General features: G+C 58.5%; 23 protein-coding genes. 14 read left to right on the top strand and 9 right to left on the bottom strand.

The annotated features are described in order from the left end of the window. Nucleotides 1-97: 97 nt before the first annotated feature. Complete coding sequence (locus tag ACID345_RS09470) at nucleotides 98-1477, top strand: dipeptidase (RefSeq protein WP_011522652.1); 1380 nt, start codon at nucleotides 98-100, stop codon at nucleotides 1475-1477. A gap of 50 nt (nucleotides 1478-1527) precedes the next feature. Here the strand turns inward: ACID345_RS09470 and metH are convergent, their stop codons facing one another. The 4 genes from metH to nuoI form a co-directional block, all read right to left on the bottom strand. Then, nucleotides 1528-4257: a methionine synthase gene (metH, locus tag ACID345_RS09465; protein ID WP_011522651.1), complete on the bottom strand. Its 2730-nt coding sequence runs from the start codon at nucleotides 4255-4257 to the stop codon at nucleotides 1528-1530. Next, nucleotides 4247-5356 (bottom strand): homocysteine S-methyltransferase family protein, encoded by a 1110-nt coding sequence (locus ACID345_RS09460; RefSeq protein ID WP_041855574.1) that lies wholly within the window; start codon nucleotides 5354-5356, stop codon nucleotides 4247-4249. The genes metH and ACID345_RS09460 overlap by 11 nt, the downstream gene beginning before the upstream one ends. A gap of 133 nt (nucleotides 5357-5489) precedes the next feature. After that, on the bottom strand, nucleotides 5490-6473 hold the full coding sequence (locus tag ACID345_RS09455) for a hypothetical protein (RefSeq protein ID WP_148210065.1): 984 nt from the start codon (nucleotides 6471-6473) through the stop codon (nucleotides 5490-5492). A 105-nt stretch (nucleotides 6474-6578) separates the two neighbouring features. After that, nucleotides 6579-7106 (bottom strand): NADH-quinone oxidoreductase subunit NuoI, encoded by a 528-nt coding sequence (gene nuoI / locus ACID345_RS09450; RefSeq protein ID WP_011522648.1) that lies wholly within the window; start codon nucleotides 7104-7106, stop codon nucleotides 6579-6581. A gap of 22 nt (nucleotides 7107-7128) precedes the next feature. Between nuoI and ACID345_RS09445 the strand changes: the two genes are divergently transcribed. The 5 genes from ACID345_RS09445 to ACID345_RS09425 all read left to right on the top strand — a co-directional run bounded on the left by ACID345_RS09445 (nucleotide 7129) and on the right by ACID345_RS09425 (nucleotide 10495). Continuing rightward, entirely contained in the window at nucleotides 7129-7797 is a 669-nt protein-coding gene (locus tag ACID345_RS09445; protein ID WP_011522647.1) for a hypothetical protein, read from the top strand. A 104-nt stretch (nucleotides 7798-7901) separates the two neighbouring features. Then, the gene (locus ACID345_RS09440; protein WP_041855573.1) at nucleotides 7902-8105 is read left to right on the top strand and encodes a DNA-binding protein; all 204 of its coding nucleotides are present in this window, start codon (nucleotides 7902-7904) and stop codon (nucleotides 8103-8105) included. 17 nt (nucleotides 8106-8122) lie between these two features. Continuing rightward, nucleotides 8123-8596, top strand: a complete 474-nt coding sequence (locus ACID345_RS09435) for a TlpA family protein disulfide reductase (protein ID WP_148210064.1) — start codon at nucleotides 8123-8125, stop codon at nucleotides 8594-8596. A 57-nt stretch (nucleotides 8597-8653) separates the two neighbouring features. Then, nucleotides 8654-9460 carry a hypothetical protein gene (locus ACID345_RS09430; protein ID WP_148210063.1) on the top strand — a complete coding sequence of 269 codons (807 nt, stop codon included), beginning with the start codon at nucleotides 8654-8656 and terminating at the stop codon, nucleotides 9458-9460. Nucleotides 9461-9628: 168 nt separating this feature from the next. Beyond that, nucleotides 9629-10495: an amidohydrolase family protein gene (locus tag ACID345_RS09425; protein ID WP_187148978.1), complete on the top strand. Its 867-nt coding sequence runs from the start codon at nucleotides 9629-9631 to the stop codon at nucleotides 10493-10495. Nucleotides 10496-10501: 6 nt separating this feature from the next. Here the strand turns inward: ACID345_RS09425 and ACID345_RS09420 are convergent, their stop codons facing one another. Next, entirely contained in the window at nucleotides 10502-10831 is a 330-nt protein-coding gene (locus ACID345_RS09420) for a DUF190 domain-containing protein (protein WP_011522643.1), read from the bottom strand. 131 nt (nucleotides 10832-10962) lie between these two features. On the opposite strand from ACID345_RS09420, the gene ACID345_RS27205 reads away from it, so the two are divergent. The 4 genes from ACID345_RS27205 to ACID345_RS09405 are packed head-to-tail and all read left to right on the top strand — an operon-like array spanning nucleotide 10963 to nucleotide 12467. Next, entirely contained in the window at nucleotides 10963-11202 is a 240-nt protein-coding gene (locus tag ACID345_RS27205) for a carboxymuconolactone decarboxylase family protein (protein WP_011522642.1), read from the top strand. Between the two features lie 18 nt (nucleotides 11203-11220). Beyond that, on the top strand, nucleotides 11221-11487 hold the full coding sequence (locus ACID345_RS27200) for a carboxymuconolactone decarboxylase family protein (protein ID WP_011522641.1): 267 nt from the start codon (nucleotides 11221-11223) through the stop codon (nucleotides 11485-11487). After that, nucleotides 11487-11996 carry a nucleic acid-binding protein gene (locus ACID345_RS09410; RefSeq protein WP_011522640.1) on the top strand — a complete coding sequence of 170 codons (510 nt, stop codon included), beginning with the start codon at nucleotides 11487-11489 and terminating at the stop codon, nucleotides 11994-11996. Before ACID345_RS27200 ends, ACID345_RS09410 begins: the two co-directional genes overlap by 1 nt. Nucleotides 11997-12029: 33 nt before the next feature. Continuing rightward, complete coding sequence (locus ACID345_RS09405) at nucleotides 12030-12467, top strand: hypothetical protein (RefSeq protein WP_011522639.1); 438 nt, start codon at nucleotides 12030-12032, stop codon at nucleotides 12465-12467. Nucleotides 12468-12472: 5 nt separating this feature from the next. Here the strand turns inward: ACID345_RS09405 and ACID345_RS09400 are convergent, their stop codons facing one another. Both ACID345_RS09400 and ACID345_RS09395 read right to left on the bottom strand, forming a co-directional pair. Beyond that, nucleotides 12473-13660, bottom strand: coding sequence for a glycosyltransferase (locus tag ACID345_RS09400; RefSeq protein WP_011522638.1), 1188 nt, complete (start codon nucleotides 13658-13660; stop codon nucleotides 12473-12475). Next, entirely contained in the window at nucleotides 13657-14913 is a 1257-nt protein-coding gene (locus tag ACID345_RS09395) for a spinster family MFS transporter (RefSeq protein ID WP_011522637.1), read from the bottom strand. Before ACID345_RS09395 ends, ACID345_RS09400 begins: the two co-directional genes overlap by 4 nt. Nucleotides 14914-15014: 101 nt before the next feature. Between ACID345_RS09395 and ACID345_RS09390 the strand changes: the two genes are divergently transcribed. After that, nucleotides 15015-16511: a hypothetical protein gene (locus tag ACID345_RS09390; protein ID WP_041855570.1), complete on the top strand. Its 1497-nt coding sequence runs from the start codon at nucleotides 15015-15017 to the stop codon at nucleotides 16509-16511. Nucleotides 16512-16514: 3 nt separating this feature from the next. On the opposite strand, the gene queF is transcribed toward ACID345_RS09390, so the two are convergent. Together queF and ACID345_RS09380 are read right to left on the bottom strand one after the other, a co-directional pair. Further along, nucleotides 16515-16913 carry a preQ(1) synthase gene (gene queF, locus ACID345_RS09385; protein WP_011522635.1) on the bottom strand — a complete coding sequence of 133 codons (399 nt, stop codon included), beginning with the start codon at nucleotides 16911-16913 and terminating at the stop codon, nucleotides 16515-16517. Nucleotides 16914-16940: 27 nt separating this feature from the next. Next, a complete protein-coding gene (locus ACID345_RS09380) occupies nucleotides 16941-17966 on the bottom strand; it encodes a YihY/virulence factor BrkB family protein (protein WP_011522634.1) in 1026 nt (341 codons plus the stop codon). A 271-nt stretch (nucleotides 17967-18237) separates the two neighbouring features. Here ACID345_RS09380 and ACID345_RS09375 point away from each other — a divergent pair, with 271 nt between their 5' ends. The 3 genes from ACID345_RS09375 (at nucleotide 18238) to ACID345_RS09365 (ending at nucleotide 21822) form a co-directional block, all read left to right on the top strand. Next, a complete protein-coding gene (locus ACID345_RS09375) occupies nucleotides 18238-19506 on the top strand; it encodes an efflux RND transporter periplasmic adaptor subunit (RefSeq protein ID WP_049761838.1) in 1269 nt (422 codons plus the stop codon). After that, nucleotides 19503-20471, top strand: coding sequence for a tetratricopeptide repeat protein (locus ACID345_RS09370; protein ID WP_011522632.1), 969 nt, complete (start codon nucleotides 19503-19505; stop codon nucleotides 20469-20471). The genes ACID345_RS09375 and ACID345_RS09370 overlap by 4 nt, the downstream gene beginning before the upstream one ends. A gap of 61 nt (nucleotides 20472-20532) precedes the next feature. Further along, nucleotides 20533-21822 (top strand): TolC family protein, encoded by a 1290-nt coding sequence (locus tag ACID345_RS09365; RefSeq protein ID WP_011522631.1) that lies wholly within the window; start codon nucleotides 20533-20535, stop codon nucleotides 21820-21822. The last annotated feature ends 113 nt before the right edge of the window (nucleotides 21823-21935 follow it).

Here is a 21935-nt window from a genome sequence, read left to right as displayed (position 1 = left end):
GGGGGCCGTGACGGCGCTTGGCTGCCCTGCTCCTTGTATACTTGGAAGTTTGGTTGCGGGCTCTGGCCCGCGTGTATTCATATAAGGAGTGTCCCGAATGGCTTCAGCAGCGGTTGGGTACGCACGCGAAAATCAGTCGCGGTTCCTGGAAGAGCTCAAAGCACTACTCCGCATTCCTAGCGTCAGCACGGCAGAAGAGCACAAAGATGACGTTCGCAAGGCCGCCAATTTCGTGGCCGAAGAACTGAAGCGTATTGGCTTCGAGAACGTGCAGGTAATCGAGACCAAGGGGCATCCGCTGGTGTACGGCGACTGGCTCCATGCCGAGGGCAAGCCGACGGCGCTGTGCTATGCGCACTACGACGTGCAGCCGGCCGAGCCGCTGGATGAGTGGCATACGCCGCCGTTTGAGCCCACCGAGCGCAACAGCAATCTCTACGCGCGCGGCGCCGTGGACGACAAAGGCCAACTATGGATGGAAGTGAAGGCGTTCGAGTCGCTCTTCCAGACTCACGGCGGCAAACTGCCGATCAACGCTCGCGTGCTCTTCGAAGGTGAAGAAGAAGTCGGCGGCGAAGCGATCGAAGAATACGTCAAGACCAATCCCGACAAGTTGAAGGCCGACTTCGCGCTCATCTGCGATACCGAGCTGTTTGCGCCGGACCTTCCAACGATTTGCGTGGGTTTGCGCGGACTGGTTTACACCGAGATTGAGGCCCGCGGCGCGGCGACCGATCTGCACTCCGGTGTTTATGGTGGCGCAGCGCCGAACCCGCTGTTTGCGCTCTCGACCATCATTGCGAAGCTGAAGGACGCCAACGGGAAGATCCTGATTCCGGGCTTTTATGAAGGTGTGAAGAAGCCGACGGCTGCGGAACTGAAGGCGTGGCATTCGCTGCCGTTCAATGAAGAAGAGTATCGGCAGAAGGAAGTTGGTTCGGATGTACTGACAGGCGAACCGAAGTATCCGGTGCTGTATCGTACGTGGGCGCGGCCGACGCTGGAAGTGCACGGCATGCCGGGCGGCTTTGTTGCACAGGGCGCGAAGACGGTGATCCCGGCGAAGGCGTCGGCGAAAATCTCGATGCGACTGGTGCCAAACCAGGACCCCGACGACATCCTAAAGAAGTACACCGAGTACGTGACGTCGCTGACTCCGAAGGGCATCCAGTTGAAGTTCAAGGTGCACAGCAAGGGCGCCGCGATCGTGGTTGGCACCAAGAACAAGTACATCAAGGCTGCCACGCACGCACTGCATGAGATCTTCCACAAAGACACCGTATACACGCGGTCGGGCGGATCGATTCCAATTGTGGCGCAGTTCGCGAATGACTTGAAGATTCCCTCGGTGATGATGGGCTTTGGGTTGCCGGATGACAATCTGCACGCGCCGAATGAGAAGTTCCACATTCCAAACTTCCATCGCGGGATCGAATCGTTGGCCCGCTTCTTTGAGATTTTGGGCAGCGAGAAGTAAAACTGTTCTGGAAGTGAGGAGCCGGCTCTTCGGAGCGGGCTTCCCTTTTTCTAGGCGCGAATGGTTTCGCTGGCTGGGGTGTAGTTCAGGCTTTGCCCGAGCCAGCGCTCGACTTCGGCGACGCTCATCGCTTTGCGGTCGGCGTAATCGGCGACCTGGTCGCGGTCGATTTTGCCAAGGCTGAAGTACCGCGATTCGGGATGCGCGAAGTACAGACCGCTCACGCTGGAACCGGGCCACATCGCAAACGACTCCGTGATCTGCATTCCGGTATTGGCCTCAACATCGAGGAGGCTCCAGATCGTGCCCTTCTCTGTATGGTCGGGGCATGCTGGATAGCCAGGGGCGGGGCGGATGCCGCGATACTTTTCGTGGATGAGTTCGTCGTTGCTCAACTTTTCCTCGCGACCGTAGCCCCAGGCGATGCGCACCTGCTTATGCAGATATTCCGCGAAGGCCTCGGCGAGACGGTCCGCGAGAGCTTCTGCCATGATGGCGTTGTAGTCGTCGTGATCGGCGCGGAAATGTTCGGTCAAATCTTTCAGGCCGATACCAGCGGTGACAGCGAAGGCGCCGATGTGATCGGGCAGGCTGGTCTCTACCGGAGCGACGAAATCGGAGAGAGAACGGCAGGGATCATTGCCTTCGCGATCTGACTGCTGACGCAGGAAGTGGAAGCGCGTCAGGATGTCGGCACGTTTGCCATCTTTGTAGAGTTCAACGTCGTCGCCGACGGCATTGGCCGGGAACAGACCATAAACTCCATGCGCACTGATCGAGTTCTTCTCGATGATGCGATCGAGCAGCGCGTTCGCTTCTTGGAAAATCTGGCGCGCTTGAGGACCGATCTCGGCGTGGTCGAGGATTCGCGGGTAGACGCCTTTCAGTCCCCAGGTGTGGAACAGCGGCGACCAATCAATGAATTCGCGCAACGTTGCCAGAGACACGTTTTGCAAGACGCGAACGCCGGTAAACGATGGGGCGGAAATATCTTCAGCGCGCCACGCGATCGGCGTGCGGCGGGCGCGGGCATCCTCGATTGAAACGACCTGGAGACGCGGCGCAGCATAGGCCTGGCGCAACGATTCATATTCTGCACGATGCTGGGCGACGAACGCCGTCTTGCCCTCATCGCTGAGAAGAGTGGTTGCAACCGGGACAGCGCGGCTGGCGTCGAGTACGTGCACCACCGGCTCGCTGTAGTGCGGAGCGATCTTGACCGCAGTATGGCGGCGGCTGGTGGTCGCGCCACCGATGAGGAGCGGTGTCTTGAAGCCGTTGCGCTCCATCTCACGAGCGACGTGGATCATCTCGTCGAGCGATGGAGTGATGAGGCCGCTGAGTCCGATTAGGTCCGCGTTCACTGCCTTGGCGCGTTCGAGAATCTTCTCGCACGGAACCATCACGCCCATGTCAATGACTTCGTAGTTGTTGCACGCGAGGACGACGCCGACGATGTTCTTGCCGATGTCGTGGACGTCTCCCTTGACCGTAGCGAGAAGAATTTTTCCTTGGGCTTTGACTTCCTGACCGCTCGCGGCCAGCGCTGCTTTCTCGGCTTCCATGAAGGGAGTGAGATAGGCAACGGCCTTTTTCATGACTCGGGCGGATTTCACGACTTGGGGCAAAAACATTTTGCCGGCGCCAAACAGGTCACCGACTACGCCCATGCCGTCCATGAGTGGCCCTTCGATGACCAGAAGCGGGCGGCCCAGCTTGGCGCGAGCTTCTTCGGTGTCGGCTTCGATGTAGGTGTCAATTCCCTTCACCAGCGCATGCGATAAGCGTTCTTCAACGGTCCCGTTGCGCCATTCCTCTTCCTTCTTCGCGGTGGTTCCCGTGCTTACGCCCTTCAAGGCCTCGCCGTGTTCAACCAAGCGCTCGGTCGCGTCGGGACGGCGATTTAGCAGCACATCTTCAACCAACACTTTAAGCTCTGGCTCGATCTCTTCGTAAACCTCGAGCATGCCGGCGTTGACGATGCCCATATCCATGCCAGCGGCGATGGCGTGGTACAGAAACGCGGAGTGGATCGCCTCGCGAACTTTGTTGTTGCCGCGGAAGCTGAACGAGATGTTGGAGACACCGCCGCTTACCTTGGCGTGCGGCAGGTTGGCCTTGATCCAGCGCGTGGCGCGGATGTAGTCCACCGCGTAGTTGTTGTGCTCCTCCATACCGGTGGCGACGGTGAGGATATTGGGATCGAAAATGATGTCCTCGGGCTGGAACCCAACTTCGTCCACGAGTATTCGGTAGGCGCGTTCGCAGATACGGATCTTGTCTTCGTAGCCCGCAGCCTGGCCTTGCTCATCGAAGGCCATAACGACGGCGGCAGCGCCATATTTCAAGATGGTCGCGGCGTGCTGACGGAACACATCTTCGCCCTCTTTGAGCGAGATCGAATTGACGATGCCCTTGCCCTGCATGCCTTTGAGGCCCGCTTCGATCACCTCCCACTTGGAGGAGTCGACCATGAACGGCACCTTGGCAACTTCGGGCTCGCTGGTGAGGTACTGGAGGAAGCGCGCCATCGCGACGACGCCGTCGATCATCCCCTCGTCCATGCAGATGTCGATGACGTTGGCGCCGTTCTCCACTTGCTGGCGTGCAATGCTGACCGCGGCTTCGTAATTCCCTTCTTTAATCAGCTTGGCGAACTTCGGCGAGCCGGCGACGTTGGTACGTTCGCCGATCATCATGTACACGCCTTGCTGCTGCGTGAACGGCTGCGAGCCGGAGAGGCGCAGAGGCTTGAAGGCGATGGTTTCGCTATCGGGCAAGCTGCGTCTCCCCTACCGGCTGAATCTTGCGTGGCGGCAGGCCTTCGAGCGCCTTGGCGATCGCCGCGATGTGTTCCGGCGTGTTGCCGCAGCAACCGCCGGCGATGTTGATTAACCCGGCCTCCGCGAACTCGCGGAGATAACGCGCCATGTCGGGCGGTCCGAAATCGAAGCCGGTTGCGGCCAAAGGATTCGGCAAGCCCGCGTTGGGATAGCAGGAGATCGCCACATCCGCTTTCGCGGAAAGGTCTTCGAGGAACGGATACATCAAGTCGGGGCCCAACGAGCAGTTGAGGCCGACAGACAGCGGCTTCACGTGGCTGACCGCGTTCCAGAAGGCTTCGACGGTCTGCCCGGAGATCATGGTCTCGCCGCCCCGACCCACAGCTGCGGAAATCATGACGGGGATATTTTTGCCGTCCTGATCAAAGACCTCGCGGATGGCAACCAGCGCGGCCTTCGCGTTTAAAGAATCAAAGATCGTCTCGACGAGAAGGAAGTCCACGCCTCCGGCAATCAGTGCCCGCACTTGCTGAATGTAAGCGATCTTCACCTGATCGAAGGTGACGACGCGGAAACCCGGATCGTCGGCATCGGGCGAGTTGGAGAGCGACACAGTCAACGGACCGAGAGCTCCGGCCACGAAGCGCGGGCGCGAGGTCGCATTCGCGACGCGGTCTGCCCATTCGCGGCATTGCTGCGCCGACGTCTCGTTGATCTCCCAAGCGAGGTCGCCGAGGAATTGATCGTCGATGATCTTCTGGTAGAAGTCGGCATCCTTGCGGCCCCCGTGCTCGCGCGGATCGTCCACGAAGAACTCGCTTTGAACTATGCTGGTGGCGCCGAAGGTATTGGTCTCGATGATGTCGGCACCCGCCTCGAGGAAACGGCGATGAATGTCGCCGATCATCTGGGGCTGGGTGAGCGAGAACAGGTCACCGTTGTTCAGCAAGCCCTTGCTGGAATCCTTGAAGCGTTCTCCGCGAATATCGGCCTCGGCCATGCCATACGTGCGGATGGTCGTACCCATGGCGCCGTCAATGATCGCGATGCGATCTTCGAGGATCCGCTCGATCGGATGTTGGTCAGGTCTTTTCATTTGCTTATTCGATGCAGCAGTGAGCCTTTTAGAATTATAACGATGCGCGGTGTCCGGAGGGTGCGCGTGCCATGCAAACGAAACCCGCTGCATCGAGCAGCCGGATTTCCACATTATCCGGCATCGGCGAAAGCTACTTCACCGTCGACGTCGCGTCTGCCTCGCAACGCCGTTGGATCACGTACAAGATGCTCTGTTGCACGTCGCGCATGACCGCTTCCGTCCAGAGCCGGGCGTACCAATTGAAATCAGTGGATACACGATGATTGCTGATCAACCGCAGTCGGATTGTTCCCGTACCCGCAGGTTCAAGGATGTACTCACCATGCAACACGTCGAAGTACTCGCCTCCGACGGTCACGTGTTCGTCGAGGGTTGTCGCAGGGATTTTGCTCGTGTCCGCGTGGATCGAGAATCCGAGCCTGCGCCGCGGCTCCCACACGTCGATGGTTTCGATAAATAGCACGTCGCCCGCGAAGGTGGCGTGGCGCACGCCGCCGATTCCTTCGTGGCTGAGGGTGGCCTCAATCGGGCGGGGAAAGCCGACCTTCCGGTTCCACGACGTCGGAAGTTCGCTGGCATCAATGCTTCGCACCCGTTCGATGTTTGCCCAGATGGTCTCGGGTGAGGCGTGGATCAGGACATCGGATTCCACGTTGCGAATGTCCTGTGTGTGGGTGAGCCGCGCTTCCAGAGGCCACACCAGAAATGGCAGCACGACGACGACAACCATAGAAAACGTAGCTGTCCGGGGCTGTTGAGGGCGGAGCAGCACGCCCGCCGTGATTCCCCCGAGCGTGCCGAAGAGCAGGGCGATGGGGGCGACCATAGCCAGGCAGATGGTTCCTTCCCAGGCAACAATCAGGCATCCGAACAGTGACAGCAGCACCGCCGGCCACGGCAGAAAAATCCGCCGCACCCATGAAACCGGCGCGCTACGCGCATTCATCCCGACGGCGATGTATCCCATCGCGAAGGGGACCACCATGATGAAGGCAACCGACATCACCCAGATGAACGATATGGACGTCAACGAGTTGGGGTGCAACTCCTGAATGCGGATGAGGCCGCGCATGATGAGACCATAAACGGCACCGCACGCGATGCTGCCGAACATCAGTTTGTCTTTTTTGAACACGGTCAAAATTTAGCAGACAGCAGCAAAGAGTACAACTCCGCTTTTGGCGGAGTTGCAGGATTTCCATTCTTTATCTAATACCGGTTATTTCGCTGCTTTCTGGTCCAGGCGCTGCTGTTCCCGGGAATCGCTGGCGAAAATCTCGTTGGCGCCGATGTGTGCCGGTTTCCCAGAGAGCAATTGTTCTTTGCGATAGACCAGGTTGCTGGCGTTAAAGGTGGCGAGCTCGAAACCGTGGCCGTGGGTAATGGCGTCGGTGGGGCAGGCCTCGACGCAATAGCCGCAGAAGATGCAGCGGTTGTAGTCGATGTTGTAGACCTTGGCGTAGCGCTCGGCGCCGCTCACGCGGTTGGTTTCGGTGTTCTCGGCGGCTTCGATGTAAATGCAGTTCGATGGGCAGGCGGCGGCGCACAGGAAACAGGCCACGCACTTTTCGAGGCCGTTCTCGTCGCGCTGGAGCACGTGCATGCCGCGGAAGCGCTCCTGGAAGACCGCGCCGCGCAGAACACCGGGGCCGTCGGGATAATTTTCGACAGTGGTGGGCTTGAACATCTCGGAGAACGTGATGCCCATGCCTTTCGCGATTGCGCCAATATTTCGCAGGTAACCCATAAGAATGAAACAAGTATAGCGAATGGAGTGGGCTAAGACCAACCCGGCGGCGAAGGCCACGAGCGCACATTTCCGGCAAGGTCGGTTGAATCGCGCCGCGTTACTGCCTATACTTCGGTTCGTGCGGCGTTCGTACGACCTTCGCTTCTGCTGGATGCTGGCGGTGCTCCTCTGCCTTGCCACGTCAGCGCGAGCGACAGCCCACAATCCGGCAGGGCTGAGTGCGGACGATCCAGTCTTCGTCCTGCCGCTGGATCCGCAATACGCCACAGCGCAGCCGCAGGTCAGCCTGGCTTATGCAAACGCTGCGGGGACGCCGGTTACGGGCTGGGAAGTTTCGGTCTTTGTTGACGCGAAACACTGCAAGCTCGTCTGCACCTTCCACCACAAAGCTTCTGCCGATCCACTGCTCGATTCGTCGTTCCCTCCAGTTGCGACCATTCGATTGTTCAGCGCGAACGGGCCGTACGAGACGGTGCTGGTGCTCGATCCGGCGGGGACTTCCCTGCCGAAGGCGACGGCACAACGAACCTTGCAGCCAAGGCTGGCTGTAGTTTCGTCGCGAGCGTTTTGCGTCAATGCTGAGTTCCGCCGCGGACTGCGAGTGCCGGACGTTAGCCGCGTTCGCGCAGCAGCTCTGAGTTTCGATTTCGATCCGCCGGTTGCGGCGCCCCTTCCTCTGCGTATCTAGCTTCGTTCCACACTTCCACTTTGCCTTTATGGCAATTGTTGTCGCGCTCGTTTCGCCGGCGCGGCACTCCGAAAATGAAATTTCTTTCGTGATGAGGAGAAGGTATGGAACATGTAACGACTGTAGGGCGCGTACTTTGCCTGCATGCAGCCGCCAAGCGGTTGAACGTCCCCGAGCGCACCTTGCGCTTCCGCGCCAGCCGTGGACGCATACCGGGAGCCTTTAAGCAAGGCAAGCTGTGGAAGTTTGCCCTCAACGCACTCGTGCCGCGAACTCCGCAGTTTTCGCAGGCAGTGGGTGGGCAATGAAGCGGGCCAGCAGCTTCATGGCAATTGCAATCTGGATTCTGTCGGCGGCGGCAATTGCCGCCGACAGCCAGCCCAAGCCAGCTCCAGATTTCAACCTCACCGACTCCGAAGGCAAGCCTGTGCACCTCGCCGAGTTGAAGGGCAAAGTCGTGCTGCTGAACTTCTGGGCGACGTGGTGCCACGGTTGCAAAACGGAGATGCCGTGGTTTGTCGAGTTACAGAAGAAGTACGGACCGAAGGGGTTGGTCATCGTCGGCGCGGCGATGGATGACGACGGGTGGAAATCGGTGAAGCCGTACCTGTCGGAGCATCCGCTGAACTATCCGGTTGTGTTGGGCGATGCGACGCTATCGGAGCACTATCATGTGGGGCCGATGCCGCAGAGCGTGCTGATCGCGCGCAATGGAACGATCTCGGCAAGTTATGCTGGCGTGGTGGATCTTCCGGTCTGCGAGCAGAAGATCGAACGACTGCTGAAGAGCGGTTCGTAATCGGCGACGCAGCCTGCTAGTCTTTTGCGCATGTGGTCTCGCGTTCTGCTCCTGCTTATGGCAACGTCTCTCGTCGCCGCCGACACTCCGGCGCCCGACGCCGAGTCGCTCATCAAGGCTGTGGTCGCCAACCAGAAGCAGCTTGAAGATTCGCGCAAAAACTACATTTTCCATCGCCGGGACGACGTGCAGGAGACCGACGACGACGGCAAGGTCAAGAAGACCGAAGTCAACGAGTACGAGGTGTTCTTCGTCGGCGCCTGGGAGATCGACAGGCTGCTGGTGAAAGACGGCAAGCCTCTTAACGACTCTGAAAAGAAGAAGCAGGACGAGCAGGTCGCGAAGGAAGAGAAAAAAGCCCGCGAGCGAATTCGCAAAGAAGAAGCCGGCGAAGAGCCGGATAAAGACGCCATCACGTTATCGAAATTTCTTGCCGCGGATCGCTTCTACAACCTCCGTCGCGAGACGATTCGCGGCCGCGAAGTGTATGCGTTCGACTTCGCGCCCCGTGCGGACTTCAAGCCGCACAATCTTTCCGAGAAAGTTCTGGAATCCCTCGGCGGCACGATCTGGATTGATGAAGACGCCAGGCAGGCCGTACGCCTGGAAGCTCATCTGCTTGATGGATTCAAGGTGGGAGCCGGTCTCGCGTCGGTGAAGAAGGGTGGCAACATCATTTTCGAGCAGGAGAAAGTGAACGGCGAAATTTGGATGCCATCGTATGGGGAGGTTCACCTCGGGTATCGCATTCTCTTCAGCCGCAAAGGCGCGAATGTGGTGTTGCATTACAGCGATTACCGGAAGTTCAAAGTCGAGTCAAAGATCACGGGGTATACGGAGATGGATTCGGGAGCGAAGCCGTAGAACTAGGCGACAGGTAATCCCGATCCACAGGCCTCACTGGTATATTCGCGAACCATGATCGGACTGCGCCGCACATCAGTTCTCTGCATATTTCTTGCTCTCCTTCCCTTCGCTACTGCGCAATCGTCTAACGCCCGAGCTGTTCAATCGTGGCGGGCCGATCACCACATGCATTTATCGTCAGCCGATCTGTGCGCGCGCCTTGGTGATTGTCCTGATTGCGAGTGTCTCAAATCCGATCAGCCCCCAGCGGTGCTTGCCGCCGACGCGATAAAAGCTCTCGATGACGCACATGTCTCGAAGGGCGTGATCTTGTCGGGCGCCTATTTGTATGCGAGGCCGTCGGTCCATCTTTCCGCAGGCGAGACAGCCAAGAAGGTTCGTTTGGAAAATGAGTTCACGGCCGCCGAAGTGGCAAAGTATCCCAAGCGACTGGTTGGGTTTTTCTCCGTGAATCCGTTGCAGGATTCAGCCGTCGAGGAAGTCCGCTATTGGGGTGCGAAGTCGCAGTTCGCCGGACTTAAGCTGCACTTCAACGCGTCCGCGGTGAACGTCAGGAACGCGGAGGACCGAAAGAAAGTAAGCCGCATCCTGGCAGAAGCAGCGAAAAAAGGCCTACCGATGGTGATTCACGTGGGAGGCGGAAACTTCAACGCATCCGACGCAGAGTTGTTCATCACCGAGATTCTCCCCAGTGCCGGCGATTCATGGGTACAGATCGCGCACGCCGGTGGAGGTATGCCGAGCCGCAATGGGAATAATCTCGCGGTCCTGCGCACCTTTGGAGACCACATCGTGAGGAACGACCCGCGGACGCGAAGGATACTTTTTGATTTGTCATTTGTTCCGGCGCCAGATGACAGCCCACAGGGATTCGCTCAGGAGATCCGGAGGATCGGGTTTAAACATTTTGTGTTCGGATCGGATTTCAGTGTCCAGATGCCGAGCGACGCGATCGTGAATTTGAAGCGGCTAGGACTGTCAGCGGAAGAGATGCAGACTTTGAGTCAGAATTGTGCGCCATGGGCGTGCTGACGGCGGTTAATCCAAACTTCCCTGCTCCACCACCACGTTCTCGCGCACGATGAGCCTGTGAGCGGCCATCTCTTTTAGCTTCGGGAGCACCCGTTGGACGTGCTCGTCGAGGTCAACGAAGGTGAGCACCAGCGGGAGATTGCCGCCGGCATCCACCAGGCTCGCGGTTTTTACGCGGCTGCGGCCGGTAAAGCCTGCGACGGCGTGAAACACGGCGGCGCCGTACACGTTTTCCGAGCGCAGATAATTCAGCAACTCCAAATACAACGGACGACTGTGCCAGCGGTCGGATTCATTCAGATACAGGGTGACTTGGACGGCCATAGTTTGGGTCATTCTAGGTGGAACTCTCGTTGGATGCGCCGAATGTATTTTGGGTTATTCCCGCCGCGTTTGCTTCCGTTTCCGGGAAAGCATCCACCCGCGTAGGATTGTTAGGTGCTTGCATTTCACGTAAAGAGGTAGTGATGAGAATTCGACGTCTCGACAAATCGGAAGTCGACGCGCCCACCGGCGAGATCTACGACCACTTTATGAAGGTCCGCGGGAACGTGCCGAACATGTTTCGGACGGTCGCGCATCGGCCCGAGATCCTCAGGACTATGATCGCGCATTTCCGGGCGGTTATGGAGACCGGCACCATCGGCCCAAAGCTGAAAGAGTTGGTCATCGTTCGCACCTCGCAGCTCAATCATTGCGAGTATTGACTGAACTCCCACTGCCAGTTGGCAGAAAAGCACGGCTGGTCGAAGGAACAAATCGCCGACCTCGCAAACTTCCGCAATCGCACTGACTTTACGGATGCCGAGAAAGCAGCCCTCGAATTGGCCGAACGCGAAACACAGCGCCCCCACGAGGTGGACGACGCCTTCTGGGCCGAATTGCGCCGCTACTATGACGAAGGCCAGATCATCGAGCTCGCGGCGGCGATCGGGCTCTTCAACTACTTCAACCGCTTTAACGATGTGCTGAAGATGGAACCTACGAAATAATGCTGACCCGGGCCCTGTTGTGCGTGGCGCTGTGCTTCGGCAGCGCCATTTGCCTGCGCGCCGACTGCTATCCCATTGATAAAGCTCCCGAACACATTGGCGAAATCGTGTGCATTCGCGGACGTGTGCTGAAGGTGACCGCCAGCGCCAGCGGCACCCATTACCTGAACTTCTGTGAGAACTACCAACTCTGTCCGTTTACCGTTGTGGTCTTCCCTTCCAAGCTTGAGGACATCGGCGACGTCCGCACCCTTGCCGAGCAGGAGATCGAAATCGACGGTCTGATCAAGCTCTACCAGGGGCGTCCGGAGATTGTGCTGAGCGAGGCTTCGCAAATCCACGGCGAAATCGCCTGGCACATCCCGCCGCTGCCGAAGAATTACGACGTTGCGCGCCACGGCAACTTCAGCGCCGGCAGCTTCCATGGGAAGAAGGCCAAGCGTTCCAAAACGAAACGCACGCTGCAGGACCAGGCGGATCCCATGAACGACGACTCGGTACCGGAATAGACTGCAATCAATGTCCTGAGACGAGGTGCGTTCATGGGCTTGATTGCCGTGGTTTATCGCGCAAAGGAGAACCTACCCTTCGACATGGAGAAGGAAGGCGCCGAGGTTGACGTCCGCACGGGAGCCATTTACTTCACCGATCCGGAAAAAAAGAAGGTCCACCCTCGCGAGGAGCGGCAAGCAGTCCGCATCAAGCTGGGCACTTCGCACGAGATCGTCGAAGTATCGAAGGAACTCGGCCCCATGCTGGGGGCCGCTGAATCCGTTCTTACGGATCGGGTGCTCTACGATTACTCGCACAGTGGCGACATCGTCGAACAATCGGAGCTCATTCCGCTTGATGTGGAACTGCAATCGGCCAAAGACCGCCTTGGCTCGCGCGCCTCGAAAATCACGGCCAAGTTTCTGGAAGATATGTCGGTACTGGTGAGGGCTGCGCAGGAGCAGAGGAACCCGATTGTGTTTGTGTAGAGCCGCTAAACGTCTACGCCCTTCCGCAGCTCGTTGAGCGAGTAATGCGTTCCGCGCCATGTAATCCCATCCTGCGCCAGCGTGACCACCATCGATCTCCCCACGGTGTACGCGAAGAGCACCGTGCTGACTGGATGCAGCACCACGTAATACCACGGAATCGTGGAGCGGTCCGACATTCCGTAGTAAATGCCGGCAATCGAAGCCAAGGCCAGCGCGTACCCCGCGCGCGCCCATCCGTGCGTCAGGAAGACCCCGACAAACGGCGTGAGATTGAAGAGCAGCATGCCGAGGATCACGCCAAGCGTAAGGAAAGGATTGAAGCGCAGGATGGCGAAGAAGTTCTTGGTTAGCCCGCGCACGACTCCGAGCGCTCCGGAATGCCAATGTAACTGAATGAGGTCGCGGCCGAAGACGTTGCGTTGCGCGTAACCTTCCTTCTTTACGATCTCGCCGAGCTTCATGTCGTCCACCACGGCCATCTTCATCCGCGCGTAGGTACCGATCTTCTCGTAGACGCTGCGGCGGATGAGGTTAAACGCGCCGACGCCCATGTGGTCGCGCGACTTCGGGTCGGCGGTCTTCCATGGACGATGCCCAAACACGAACATCGCCTGGAAGAATGCGATCATCATGCGCTCGTCCCAAGTGTACATCAGCATCGTCGGAAACAGGACGACATGATCGGCGCGCTCGCGTTCTGCGTAAGCGATCGCGCGGCGTAGAGTTTCCTTCTGAAAGACCACGTCGGCATCGGTAAACAGGATCCAGTCGCCATCCGCGACGCGGGTCGCACTCCACATAGCGTGAACCTTGCCGAGCCAGCCCGGCGGCAACTCGGTGACGTGAACGACGCGCAAGTGATGATGCGCGTTGGCGCGATACTCCTCGGCGATGCGGTCCATGATTTCGCCGGTGCGATCCGTCGAGCGGTCGTCCACCGCCACAACTTCGTAATCGGGATAATCCAGTTCCAGCAGCGAGCGTAGCGCCGGCTCAATCTTCCCTTCCTCGTTCAGCGCGCAAACCACGATACTCACACGCGGCGCGGGATCAGGCCGCAGGTCCCACTCTGGACGAGAGATCTCTGCGAGCTTCGGCATGCCACGCGACGCGGCAAGCAGACGCGAGAGCCATACCAAGCCAATCGCGAAGGCGACGAGCGCCTCCCAATGCGCGTGCCACCAAATCATGCGTGGGCGCCAGTCGAACCCGCGATGCTGATCTTGGGAGCAGTGCGAATACCAATGAAGAGGATCACAGCAGAAAGGATAACCGCGACGACCGTCGGGATGAAACCGACCTGAAGGTTGGTCTTGTCGGAGATCCAGCCGATGATCGTTGGCGAGAACGCATCCCCGAGCAGATGGATGGTGAACAGGTTCACGGCTACCGCCGTCGAACGGATGTTCGCTGAGACCGAGTTCACCAGCGCGGCATTCAATGGCGCAGTATTGAGCAGGATGAAGAACTCCGCCAACAGGATTGCGACGTACATAATCGGGCCCTTCGCCGTAATCGCGACGATCATGAAGGGCAGGCACACGGCCATACCAATCCCGGAGACGAGATAATAGGCGCCCGCGCTGCGCTTCAGCATACGATCGCCAAGCCATCCGCCAGCGAAGGCCGCTGCCAGCCCGCCGACCACAGTGAGCAGTCCGAACCGGAAATTGGCCGCGTCGAGCGGTATCTCGCGCATGCGGTTGAGGAATGTGGGCATCCACACCTGCAGCCCGCCGACAGCGAAGGTCATCATCGCCATGCCCAGCGAGCAAGTCCAGAACGCGCCATTGCGGAAGAGTCCTAAGAACGACGAACGTTCGTGGGTCGCGACGATGGTGTCGTGGGATCCGCGCACCGGCTCGGGCACCAGCAGCAGCAGCAAACCCATGATCATGCCGGGAATCGCGCAGACGTAGAACGGCATTCGCCATCCGTGGCGATGGCCGAGATATCCGCCCACCAGGTATCCAATCGCGGTTCCCACGGGAATGGCCATATAGAAGATGGCCATGATGCGCGCCCGCTTTTCTTCGGGAAACAGGTCGGAGACAAACGACGGCGTGATGGTGACGAATGTCGCCTCGCCAATGCCGACAATGGCATGGCGGAAGAGCAGCACGTCGTAACTATGCGTCACGGCTGTGAGCAGCGTGGCCACGCTCCACACGATGGCCCCAATTGCCATGATGTATTTGCGGGTAAACCGGTCCGCCAACGGACCGACGAAAGGTGCAAAACACATGTAGGTGAAGAAAAACGCGGAGGTCAGCAAGCCGATCTGCCGGTCACTGCAATGGAACTCCGCCTGCACCTGCGGCTGCACTGCGAACAGGATTGAGCGATCGATGTAGTTAAAGAAGTTGAGCAGCGTGAGGATGAGCAGCGTAACGCGCGCGGCGGCAGGACTTACGATGGAACGCGCTGTGATGCTGGAGGACATGGGGTGGCGGAGAGGATATCACGCGCCTGCGTGACACTCGCTGAATTGTCTAGACGCACCGGCAACGACGTCGCTAATCTGTCGCGCAGAGAAGACATCCAGTGACCACACGCCCGCTTCGCGCATTCGTTCTGCTTATCTTCGTCGCCTTGAGTTCACTCATGCTCCTCGCACAAAGCGACTGCGACGAGGCCTGCGGGAAACCGACCGCATGGGACTCGTTAAACAAGTTTTCAATGCGGCAGACGGACGCAGGCCAGGAAGGCTACGCGTCATGGCGCGGTCAATTCGACACGCAGAGCTTCGACATCCAGTTTTCAACCGATGCGAGAGGGCCCGAAGGCAATTACAAAGGCGACGTCCTACTCGTCGGTGGCCGCGTTATGGCAGTGCGCGGCAACATCGCGCCCGGGGGTTACGAGATGGATGGCGCCGACGCGATGGCACTGAATCTGAAACTGGTAAAGCGCATTCTTGGCGAGATATACCCGAAAGGGCCCGCCGAGATCGAGACTTCAAAAACGGTGGATTACGCCAACCAGAAAACAGGCATTCACCTCGCGACGATGAGTGCGGAGGGTTACTTTGCGCCGCCGTGGACGGTTAGTGGAAATATAAAACGCACCGCACAAAACACGATCGAATATGTCTTGAATTTCTCCTTCTATCAATCCGATCGGACCAAGTCCGCACCTCCAAAGCAGGAGTCAATGGGACTCTCGGGAGAGCTAGCTACAGCGGACAATGCGCGCATCCCGGACGAGTTGTCGCTCCAGGGTTGGACCATCTTGGAGTTGGGCGTACAGACCACAAAAACCAAGCAGAGCACCACCTACGACTACGGTGCCGGCAAGACGAAAGCGAAGTACCAGACGGTAGGTGACATCCGCAAAGTGCTCGCGAAGGACGACTATCCCGGCGAGCGCGACGACTTAAAAGACTTCACTGGCTTCTGGAAAGCGAAGTGCGACGACGCATTTGGATTGCAGATCATGCACCACGGCGGCGAGGGTAAGTACTCAGTTGCATTCTGCGGACCCGGAGGTTGTGACGATCCCGAACAGAGCCGTCCGACGTACATCACCAAAGACCCGCATTACAAGGTGATCAGCGAAACTGAGATCAAGACCGGCGACACGACTTATCATCGCTGCACGCGCGACACGCATCCCGTGCTGAAGTATGACGAAGGTCCGGCGCCCACGAGTCGGTACGACCGCAAATCTTGGGATCCACAGACGCCGAGAGATTGGGAAGAAATTCGCGCCGTTCCCGATGGAACAGGCGACGGCACAATTCACTTCGTGGTAGTTCCGGAATCCATAAAGCGCGAACGCGACTACTATCAACGCGTCGGCGACACGCTTTGCGCGCCGCGCACTCAGTGCAGCGTTTACTTCTGGACCGATCGCACCCACATTCCCGAGACTGCCTGGATGAAGGTCGAAGACCTTGCGGTTTCGACCGCCAGTTTCGAATGGTTTCCGCGATATGAGAAGCCAGCACTCCATCTCGCATGCTGGCTGTATGCGAGCAAGAAAGCCGGGGAGGCGGACGGTTGTTCTTACCAACCAGGAGCGAAACAACCGCCAGAGTAGCGGCTACTTCTTCGGCCTCGGATACCGTGCCACCACTGTCGTCCCAATCCCGCCGCGCGCATTAAACACGCCGCGCACTTCGGCCCACACCGGCTTTGTTGCCTTCACCACGTCGTTGAGCACGCGGTTCACAATGTTTTCCTGGAAGATGCCGAGGTTGCGATACGTGAACAGATACTCCTTGAGCGACTTCAGCTCGAGGCAGCTCTTGTTTGGCATATAGCGAATCCAGAGCGTGCCGAAATCTGGAAGTCCGGTCTTGGGGCATACCGACGTGAACTCGGGCACATCAATCTCGATCTCGTAATTCGGAAACTGGTTCGGCCAGACTTCGATCTCGGGGAAGTTGGCGTCTAAGCCCGCGGCAGCATGCTCCGCAGTATAGGCAGGTTGTTTCGGCATACAGCCATTCTAAATGGCATCGGCGGTTTAGGCCGCCAACTGCGCCGCATCTGCCGGCACAGGCTTCACCTTGTCCGGCGGCGGCTGCTTGAGGGGCAGCTTGCCATCCCCTGTTTCCTGGATGATCTCCGAATTCACTTCCCCTCCGACCAGGATCGCCAGCGACGTCCAGTAGAGCCAGGTCAGCAATCCGATGGCAGCGCCGAGCACCCCGTAGGTCTTGTTGAAGTGCGCGAACTTCCCAAAGTAAACACCCAGCGCCAACGAAAGCACGACCCACGCCCCCACCGCGATCAGTGCGCCGGTCAGGGTATGCATGAAGTGTTGCCGCACATTCGGCGCCAGGAAGTAAATTGCTTCGATCGACAGTACAACGAGTGCAAACGCGATTGGCCAGCGGACGATCTTCCAGGTGAGCAGGAACATCGGGCCGAATCCGATTTTGTCCGCAAAGATTTCCAGAAAATGTGGGCCAACGGTCATACAGAGAATCGAGACCGTGAGCATGCCGCCGACGAGGAGCGTCAAGCCGATCGCCAACAAGCGTGTCTTCCACCAGGCTCGAGTCTCTGGAACGCCGTAAGCGACGTTCAGAGACTCAATCATTCCGCTGAAGCCGCTGGACGCTGTCCAAAGGCTGCCGATCAATCCGAACGAGAGCAGGCGGCCGCTGTGGGGACGAATGACGTCGGCAACCACCTTCGACACCAACTTCATACTCTCGTCTGGCAGCACACGCCCGAACACCGACATGATGTTCTGGAACAAGTCTGGCATCGGTAGCAGCGAAACAACCGCAGCCAACGCGATTAGCGCCGGAAACAACGAGAGCACGAAGTAGTACGCCAACGATCCGGCGAACGCCATAATGTGGTTGTTATCGATGTCGACCGCGCTCCGTCGAAGAACGTTCTTCCACCCGCGCAGCGTTAGCTTTCGGTGCCGCGGAGGTTTCGGCGCATCTTTTGCTGGTGCTTCGGGTTCGACTTGGTGAGCAGCTGGACTCTTTGGACTCAAAACCGCGAGCTCTTTTGATTCGGCCCGTTCCGACATGTGGCGCATCCCTGTGGCGAAGGGTGAAACTCGGCGAAACCGGCATACTGCCTGGGGTTCACACCCGCTGATGTCGCTTGCTGTTGCCACTTCAGATGTCGCTTAAATGACAATGGGTGTCATGAACCAAAGTAGATGCTGTTTTTCGCAACTTATGGCGTCAGATTGCGTCCAATGAGGGATGGCTGGAATGCCTAAAATCGCTCCTTTCGAACCTGCTACTACGCCGGATCAGACAGAGCAGTACGCTATACTAAAAAATTCGAGACGCATGGCCGCAACCTCTCATAACCATCTGAACGGCAACGGTATTGGACACGGTGGCCGTCGCAGCATGCTCGTGCCCGGCATCCTGCTGCTTGCCGTTATTGTCGGGGCGACCATGCTGGTCACCCGCAAGGGAACGTCATCCATCCGCGCCGACCGCGTGCAGCGCGGCTCGCTCACAGCTACCATTTCGACCAACGGTAAAGTGGAACCCGTGGCGGATTTCCAGGCGCACGCCCCAATTTCCACTACCGTCCAAAAGATCTACGTCAAGGCGGGCGACCACGTAAAAAAAGGCCAGATCCTGCTTACGCTTGATGATGCCTCCGTCCGCGCTCAATCGGCACGTGCTTTTGCCCAGTTGAAGACCGCCCAAGCCGAGCAAGCCGCCGTGCAGAACGGCGGCAGCCGCGAAGAGGTCATCAATCGCCAATCGCAATTGGTGAAGGCCCAGGCCGACCGCGATGCTGCGCAACGCAATCTCGCCGCGCTACAGAAGTTGCTGCAATCCGGGGCTGCCTCTCCGGCGGAAGTACAGGCTGCTGAGAACCAGCTCAGAGTTTCAGAAGCAGCGGTGAGCTCTCTCCAGCAGACTGGCACCCAGCGCTACTCTCCACAGGATGCAACGCGGGTGCAGGCTTCGGAAAAAGAAGCGCAGGCAACGTACGACGCCGCACAAGCAACTCTCGGACAGACGAACATCCGTTCTGACGTGGAAGGCACGGTCTATTCCCTGCCGGTACGCGAAGGAACGTTCGTCAATCCTGGCGATCTGCTGGTTGGCGTAGCTGAATTGAAGACCATCGAAGTGCGTGCATTCATTGACGAGCCGGACCTTGGTCGCCTTTCGCAAGGCGAGCAGGTCAACGTGAGTTGGGACGCACTGCCCGGCCGCACCTGGACTGGCACCGTGACCCGCGTTCCATCCACGGTCGTAACGCGTGGCACGAGAATGGTCGGCGAGATCCTGGTTAACGTTCCAAACGACGACGGCAAGCTGCTGCCGAATATCAACGTGACGGTCTCGATCATCACGGCGCAAAAGAACGATGTCATCACCGTGCCGCGCGAAGCCGTACGCCAGGACGGCGGCGACAAATACGTTTACGTGGTTGCTGACGGCCACATCAAGCGCCAGAACATCCAAACCGGCATCTCAAACCTTACGCGCGTCGAGATTTCCGGCCTCCCGGAAAAGACCCTCGTCGCGTTGAACTCCCTGAACATGCAGCCCCTGCAGGACGGGATGAAGGTCAAAGTAGCCGGACAATGATGCGTCGTTTCTTTACCTTTTGTCTTCTACTTACGTTCAGCGGACTTGCGCCTGCTGCGTACGCCGCCGATGCTGAGGTTCAGCTCATCCGCGCTGGTCGCATCGATGACGCTATCACCCAGTTGCAGCAGAAGGTAAAAGCGAACCCATCCGATGCAGAGGCGCTCAATCTTCTCGCGCGGGCGTATTACGCGATTGAAGACTGGGACGACGCCATTGCCGCCAATCAGAAGGCGTTGAAGCTTCAGCCCAACAGCAGCGAATTTCACGGCTGGATGGGACGCGCTTACGGCGAAAAAGCTGACACGGTTGGAATGATTGGCGCCGCGACGCTTGCACGAAAGACGAAGAATGAGTTCGAGCGCGCGGTGCAGTTGAATCCCGTCGCGAGCCAGGCACGGCTCGATCTTTCGGAGTATTACATCCAGGCTCCCGGCTTCATGGGTGGCGGCATGGACAAGGCCGAACAGCAGGCAGACGCAACCGCCCGCTTCGACGAAGCCGCCTCGCACCTCATTCGCGCCCGCATGGCGCAACAGAAAAAAGACCTGGATGTCGCGGAGCAGGAGTTCCGCGCGGCGATTGCGCACGCCAAGAACCCAGCGCCTTATTACCTGAACCTTGCGTCGTTCTATCAAACACAGAAGCGTTATCCGGAGATGGAGCAGGCGATCGTGACGGCGGTTAGTGGAGCGGATCGCCCGTCTGCGGTGTTGTACGACGCGGCCTCGATCCTTAACCGCTCTGGACGTAACCTGCCGGGCGCCGTGCAATACCTCAAGCAATACCTCGCTGAAGGCCGCTTCGACGAAGATGCTCCGCCCTTCCGCGCCCACTACCTGATGGGTCAGGTTCTGGAGAAGATGAAGAAATCCTCGGAAGCGGTAGCCGAGTATCGTTCTGCACTGAGCATGGCGAGTGAGTTCAAAAAGGCGCAGGCCGCGCTGGATAAGCTGCAAGGGTGATCCGCCGCTTCCTTATCGCCACGAAGCCACGTTTATACTGAAGCGTTGTTGAAGCGCAAGAATGGGACATTCCTTTAAGAAGCTCGCTTTGCTTTCTCTGCTCGCGGCGACCACGCTGCGCGCTGAGACAGTTCCTTTTAACAAAGCAATCGATGCAGCCCTGAAACATAGCGGGACGATGGCCATCGCGGCTGCGGAAGAAGCGCACGCGCAAGCCGGTCTGCAACAGGCCCGGCACGCCTATATTCCCAACGCCGTGATCGGTTCCGGCCTCGGCTATTCGTTCGGATTCCCTCTGACCCTGGAAGGGGCGGCGCCATCTATCCTTAACTTCAACACCTACTCCATGCTGCTGAACATGCCGCAGCGCGAGTACATCAAGTCCGCGCGGTTTCAGTGGGAAGCGGCTTCTTCGCAAACGCTCGACCGGCGTAACCAGGTCATCCTCGACACTGCAACCGCATACTTCCAGCTCGATCTCGCGTTGTCGAAGCTCAAAGTCCTAAAGCAACAAGAGGACGCTGCGCACAAGGCCGAGTTCATCACCACGCAGCGCGTCAACGAAGGCGTAGATAGCCAGTTGGAATTGAAGAAGTCGCAATTGAACTCTGCGCGCGCCCGGATGAAAATCGCGGAATTGCAAGCGGACGTGGACGTACTCCGAGAGCGGCTTTCGAAACTCACCGGCATCGGCGCCGCCGACTTCCAGACCGAGACCCAATCGCTGCCGAAGTTTCCCGAGGTGAAGCAGGAGACCGATCTCGCATCGATCGCCATCGCCAACAGCCCGGTCGTTAAAGCGGCCGATCAAAAGGCCCAGGCTGAAGATGCGAGAGCGAAGGCGGAACACAAGCAGTGGATGCCCACGGTTGACTTCGCCGCACAATACGCGATGCTCGCGAAGTACAACAACTACGACGAGTTCTACAAGAAGTACGAGCGCAACAACGCGAGTATCGGGCTGAATATCCGCTTCCCGATCTTCAGTGCTTCGCAGCGCGATGTCGCCGCCGCCGCTGACGCCGATGCGATCAAAGCAAAGAAAGAAGCTGAGAACGCGCGAGACCAGGTTACCGAGCAGACACTCAAGCTGCAGCGCGAGCTCGCTCAGATCTCCGCCGCCGTTGACGTCGCAAAGCTCGAATACGAAATTGCCAACACCGGTGTGGATGCCGCGCAGGGACGCCTTGAGTCCGGCAATGCGACCGCCCGCGACGTCGAAAACGCCCGCGTGGACGCCTCCGATCGCTTCGCCGCTTATCTCGACGCCCAACTGGAGTACCAGAAGACGCAACTCCAACTCATGCGCGCGACCGGTGAGATCTACGACTGGGCCGCAACAAAGAAATAACCACATGTCTGAGCGAAACGGCGAAGCCCGCAGTCGAAGGACCCCTATCCTCGCAACAATCTGTCCCGCTCATTCTTCCAAAACGTGATTCTTCCCGAAAACATAGAGGAAGC

Origin of the sequence: Candidatus Koribacter versatilis Ellin345 (assembly GCF_000014005.1) — a bacterium.
Lineage (GTDB): Bacteria > Acidobacteriota > Terriglobia > Terriglobales > Acidobacteriaceae > Korobacter > Korobacter versatilis_A.
This window is presented reverse-complemented; position numbering and strand designations above follow the sequence as displayed.

What these genes read in the sequence shown, in the direction of transcription:
- ACID345_RS09430 (WP_148210063.1), top strand. Translation starts at nt 8,654, where the DNA reads ATGGCAACGTCTCTCGTCGCCGCCGACACTCCGGCGCCCGACGCCGAG.
- ACID345_RS09410 (WP_011522640.1), top strand. Translation starts at nt 11,487, where the DNA reads ATGCTGACCCGGGCCCTGTTGTGCGTGGCGCTGTGCTTCGGCAGCGCC.
- ACID345_RS09395 (WP_011522637.1), bottom strand. Translation starts at nt 14,913, where the DNA reads ATGTCCTCCAGCATCACAGCGCGTTCCATCGTAAGTCCTGCCGCCGCG.
- ACID345_RS09455 (WP_148210065.1), bottom strand. Translation starts at nt 6,473, where the DNA reads ATGTTCGGCAGCATCGCGTGCGGTGCCGTTTATGGTCTCATCATGCGC.
- queF (WP_011522635.1), bottom strand. Translation starts at nt 16,913, where the DNA reads ATGCCGAAACAACCTGCCTATACTGCGGAGCATGCTGCCGCGGGCTTA.
- ACID345_RS09380 (WP_011522634.1), bottom strand. Translation starts at nt 17,966, where the DNA reads ATGTCGGAACGGGCCGAATCAAAAGAGCTCGCGGTTTTGAGTCCAAAG.
- ACID345_RS27205 (WP_011522642.1), top strand. Translation starts at nt 10,963, where the DNA reads ATGAGAATTCGACGTCTCGACAAATCGGAAGTCGACGCGCCCACCGGC.
- ACID345_RS09400 (WP_011522638.1), bottom strand. Translation starts at nt 13,660, where the DNA reads ATGATTTGGTGGCACGCGCATTGGGAGGCGCTCGTCGCCTTCGCGATT.
- ACID345_RS09470 (WP_011522652.1), top strand. Translation starts at nt 98, where the DNA reads ATGGCTTCAGCAGCGGTTGGGTACGCACGCGAAAATCAGTCGCGGTTC.
- ACID345_RS09460 (WP_041855574.1), bottom strand. Translation starts at nt 5,356, where the DNA reads ATGAAAAGACCTGACCAACATCCGATCGAGCGGATCCTCGAAGATCGC.
- ACID345_RS09440 (WP_041855573.1), top strand. Translation starts at nt 7,902, where the DNA reads ATGGAACATGTAACGACTGTAGGGCGCGTACTTTGCCTGCATGCAGCC.
- ACID345_RS09425 (WP_187148978.1), top strand. Translation starts at nt 9,629, where the DNA reads ATGCATTTATCGTCAGCCGATCTGTGCGCGCGCCTTGGTGATTGTCCT.
- ACID345_RS09405 (WP_011522639.1), top strand. Translation starts at nt 12,030, where the DNA reads ATGGGCTTGATTGCCGTGGTTTATCGCGCAAAGGAGAACCTACCCTTC.
- ACID345_RS09375 (WP_049761838.1), top strand. Translation starts at nt 18,238, where the DNA reads ATGGCCGCAACCTCTCATAACCATCTGAACGGCAACGGTATTGGACAC.
- nuoI (WP_011522648.1), bottom strand. Translation starts at nt 7,106, where the DNA reads ATGGGTTACCTGCGAAATATTGGCGCAATCGCGAAAGGCATGGGCATC.
- ACID345_RS09365 (WP_011522631.1), top strand. Translation starts at nt 20,533, where the DNA reads ATGGGACATTCCTTTAAGAAGCTCGCTTTGCTTTCTCTGCTCGCGGCG.
- ACID345_RS09370 (WP_011522632.1), top strand. Translation starts at nt 19,503, where the DNA reads ATGATGCGTCGTTTCTTTACCTTTTGTCTTCTACTTACGTTCAGCGGA.
- ACID345_RS09420 (WP_011522643.1), bottom strand. Translation starts at nt 10,831, where the DNA reads ATGACCCAAACTATGGCCGTCCAAGTCACCCTGTATCTGAATGAATCC.
- ACID345_RS09435 (WP_148210064.1), top strand. Translation starts at nt 8,123, where the DNA reads ATGGCAATTGCAATCTGGATTCTGTCGGCGGCGGCAATTGCCGCCGAC.
- ACID345_RS09445 (WP_011522647.1), top strand. Translation starts at nt 7,129, where the DNA reads ATGGAGTGGGCTAAGACCAACCCGGCGGCGAAGGCCACGAGCGCACAT.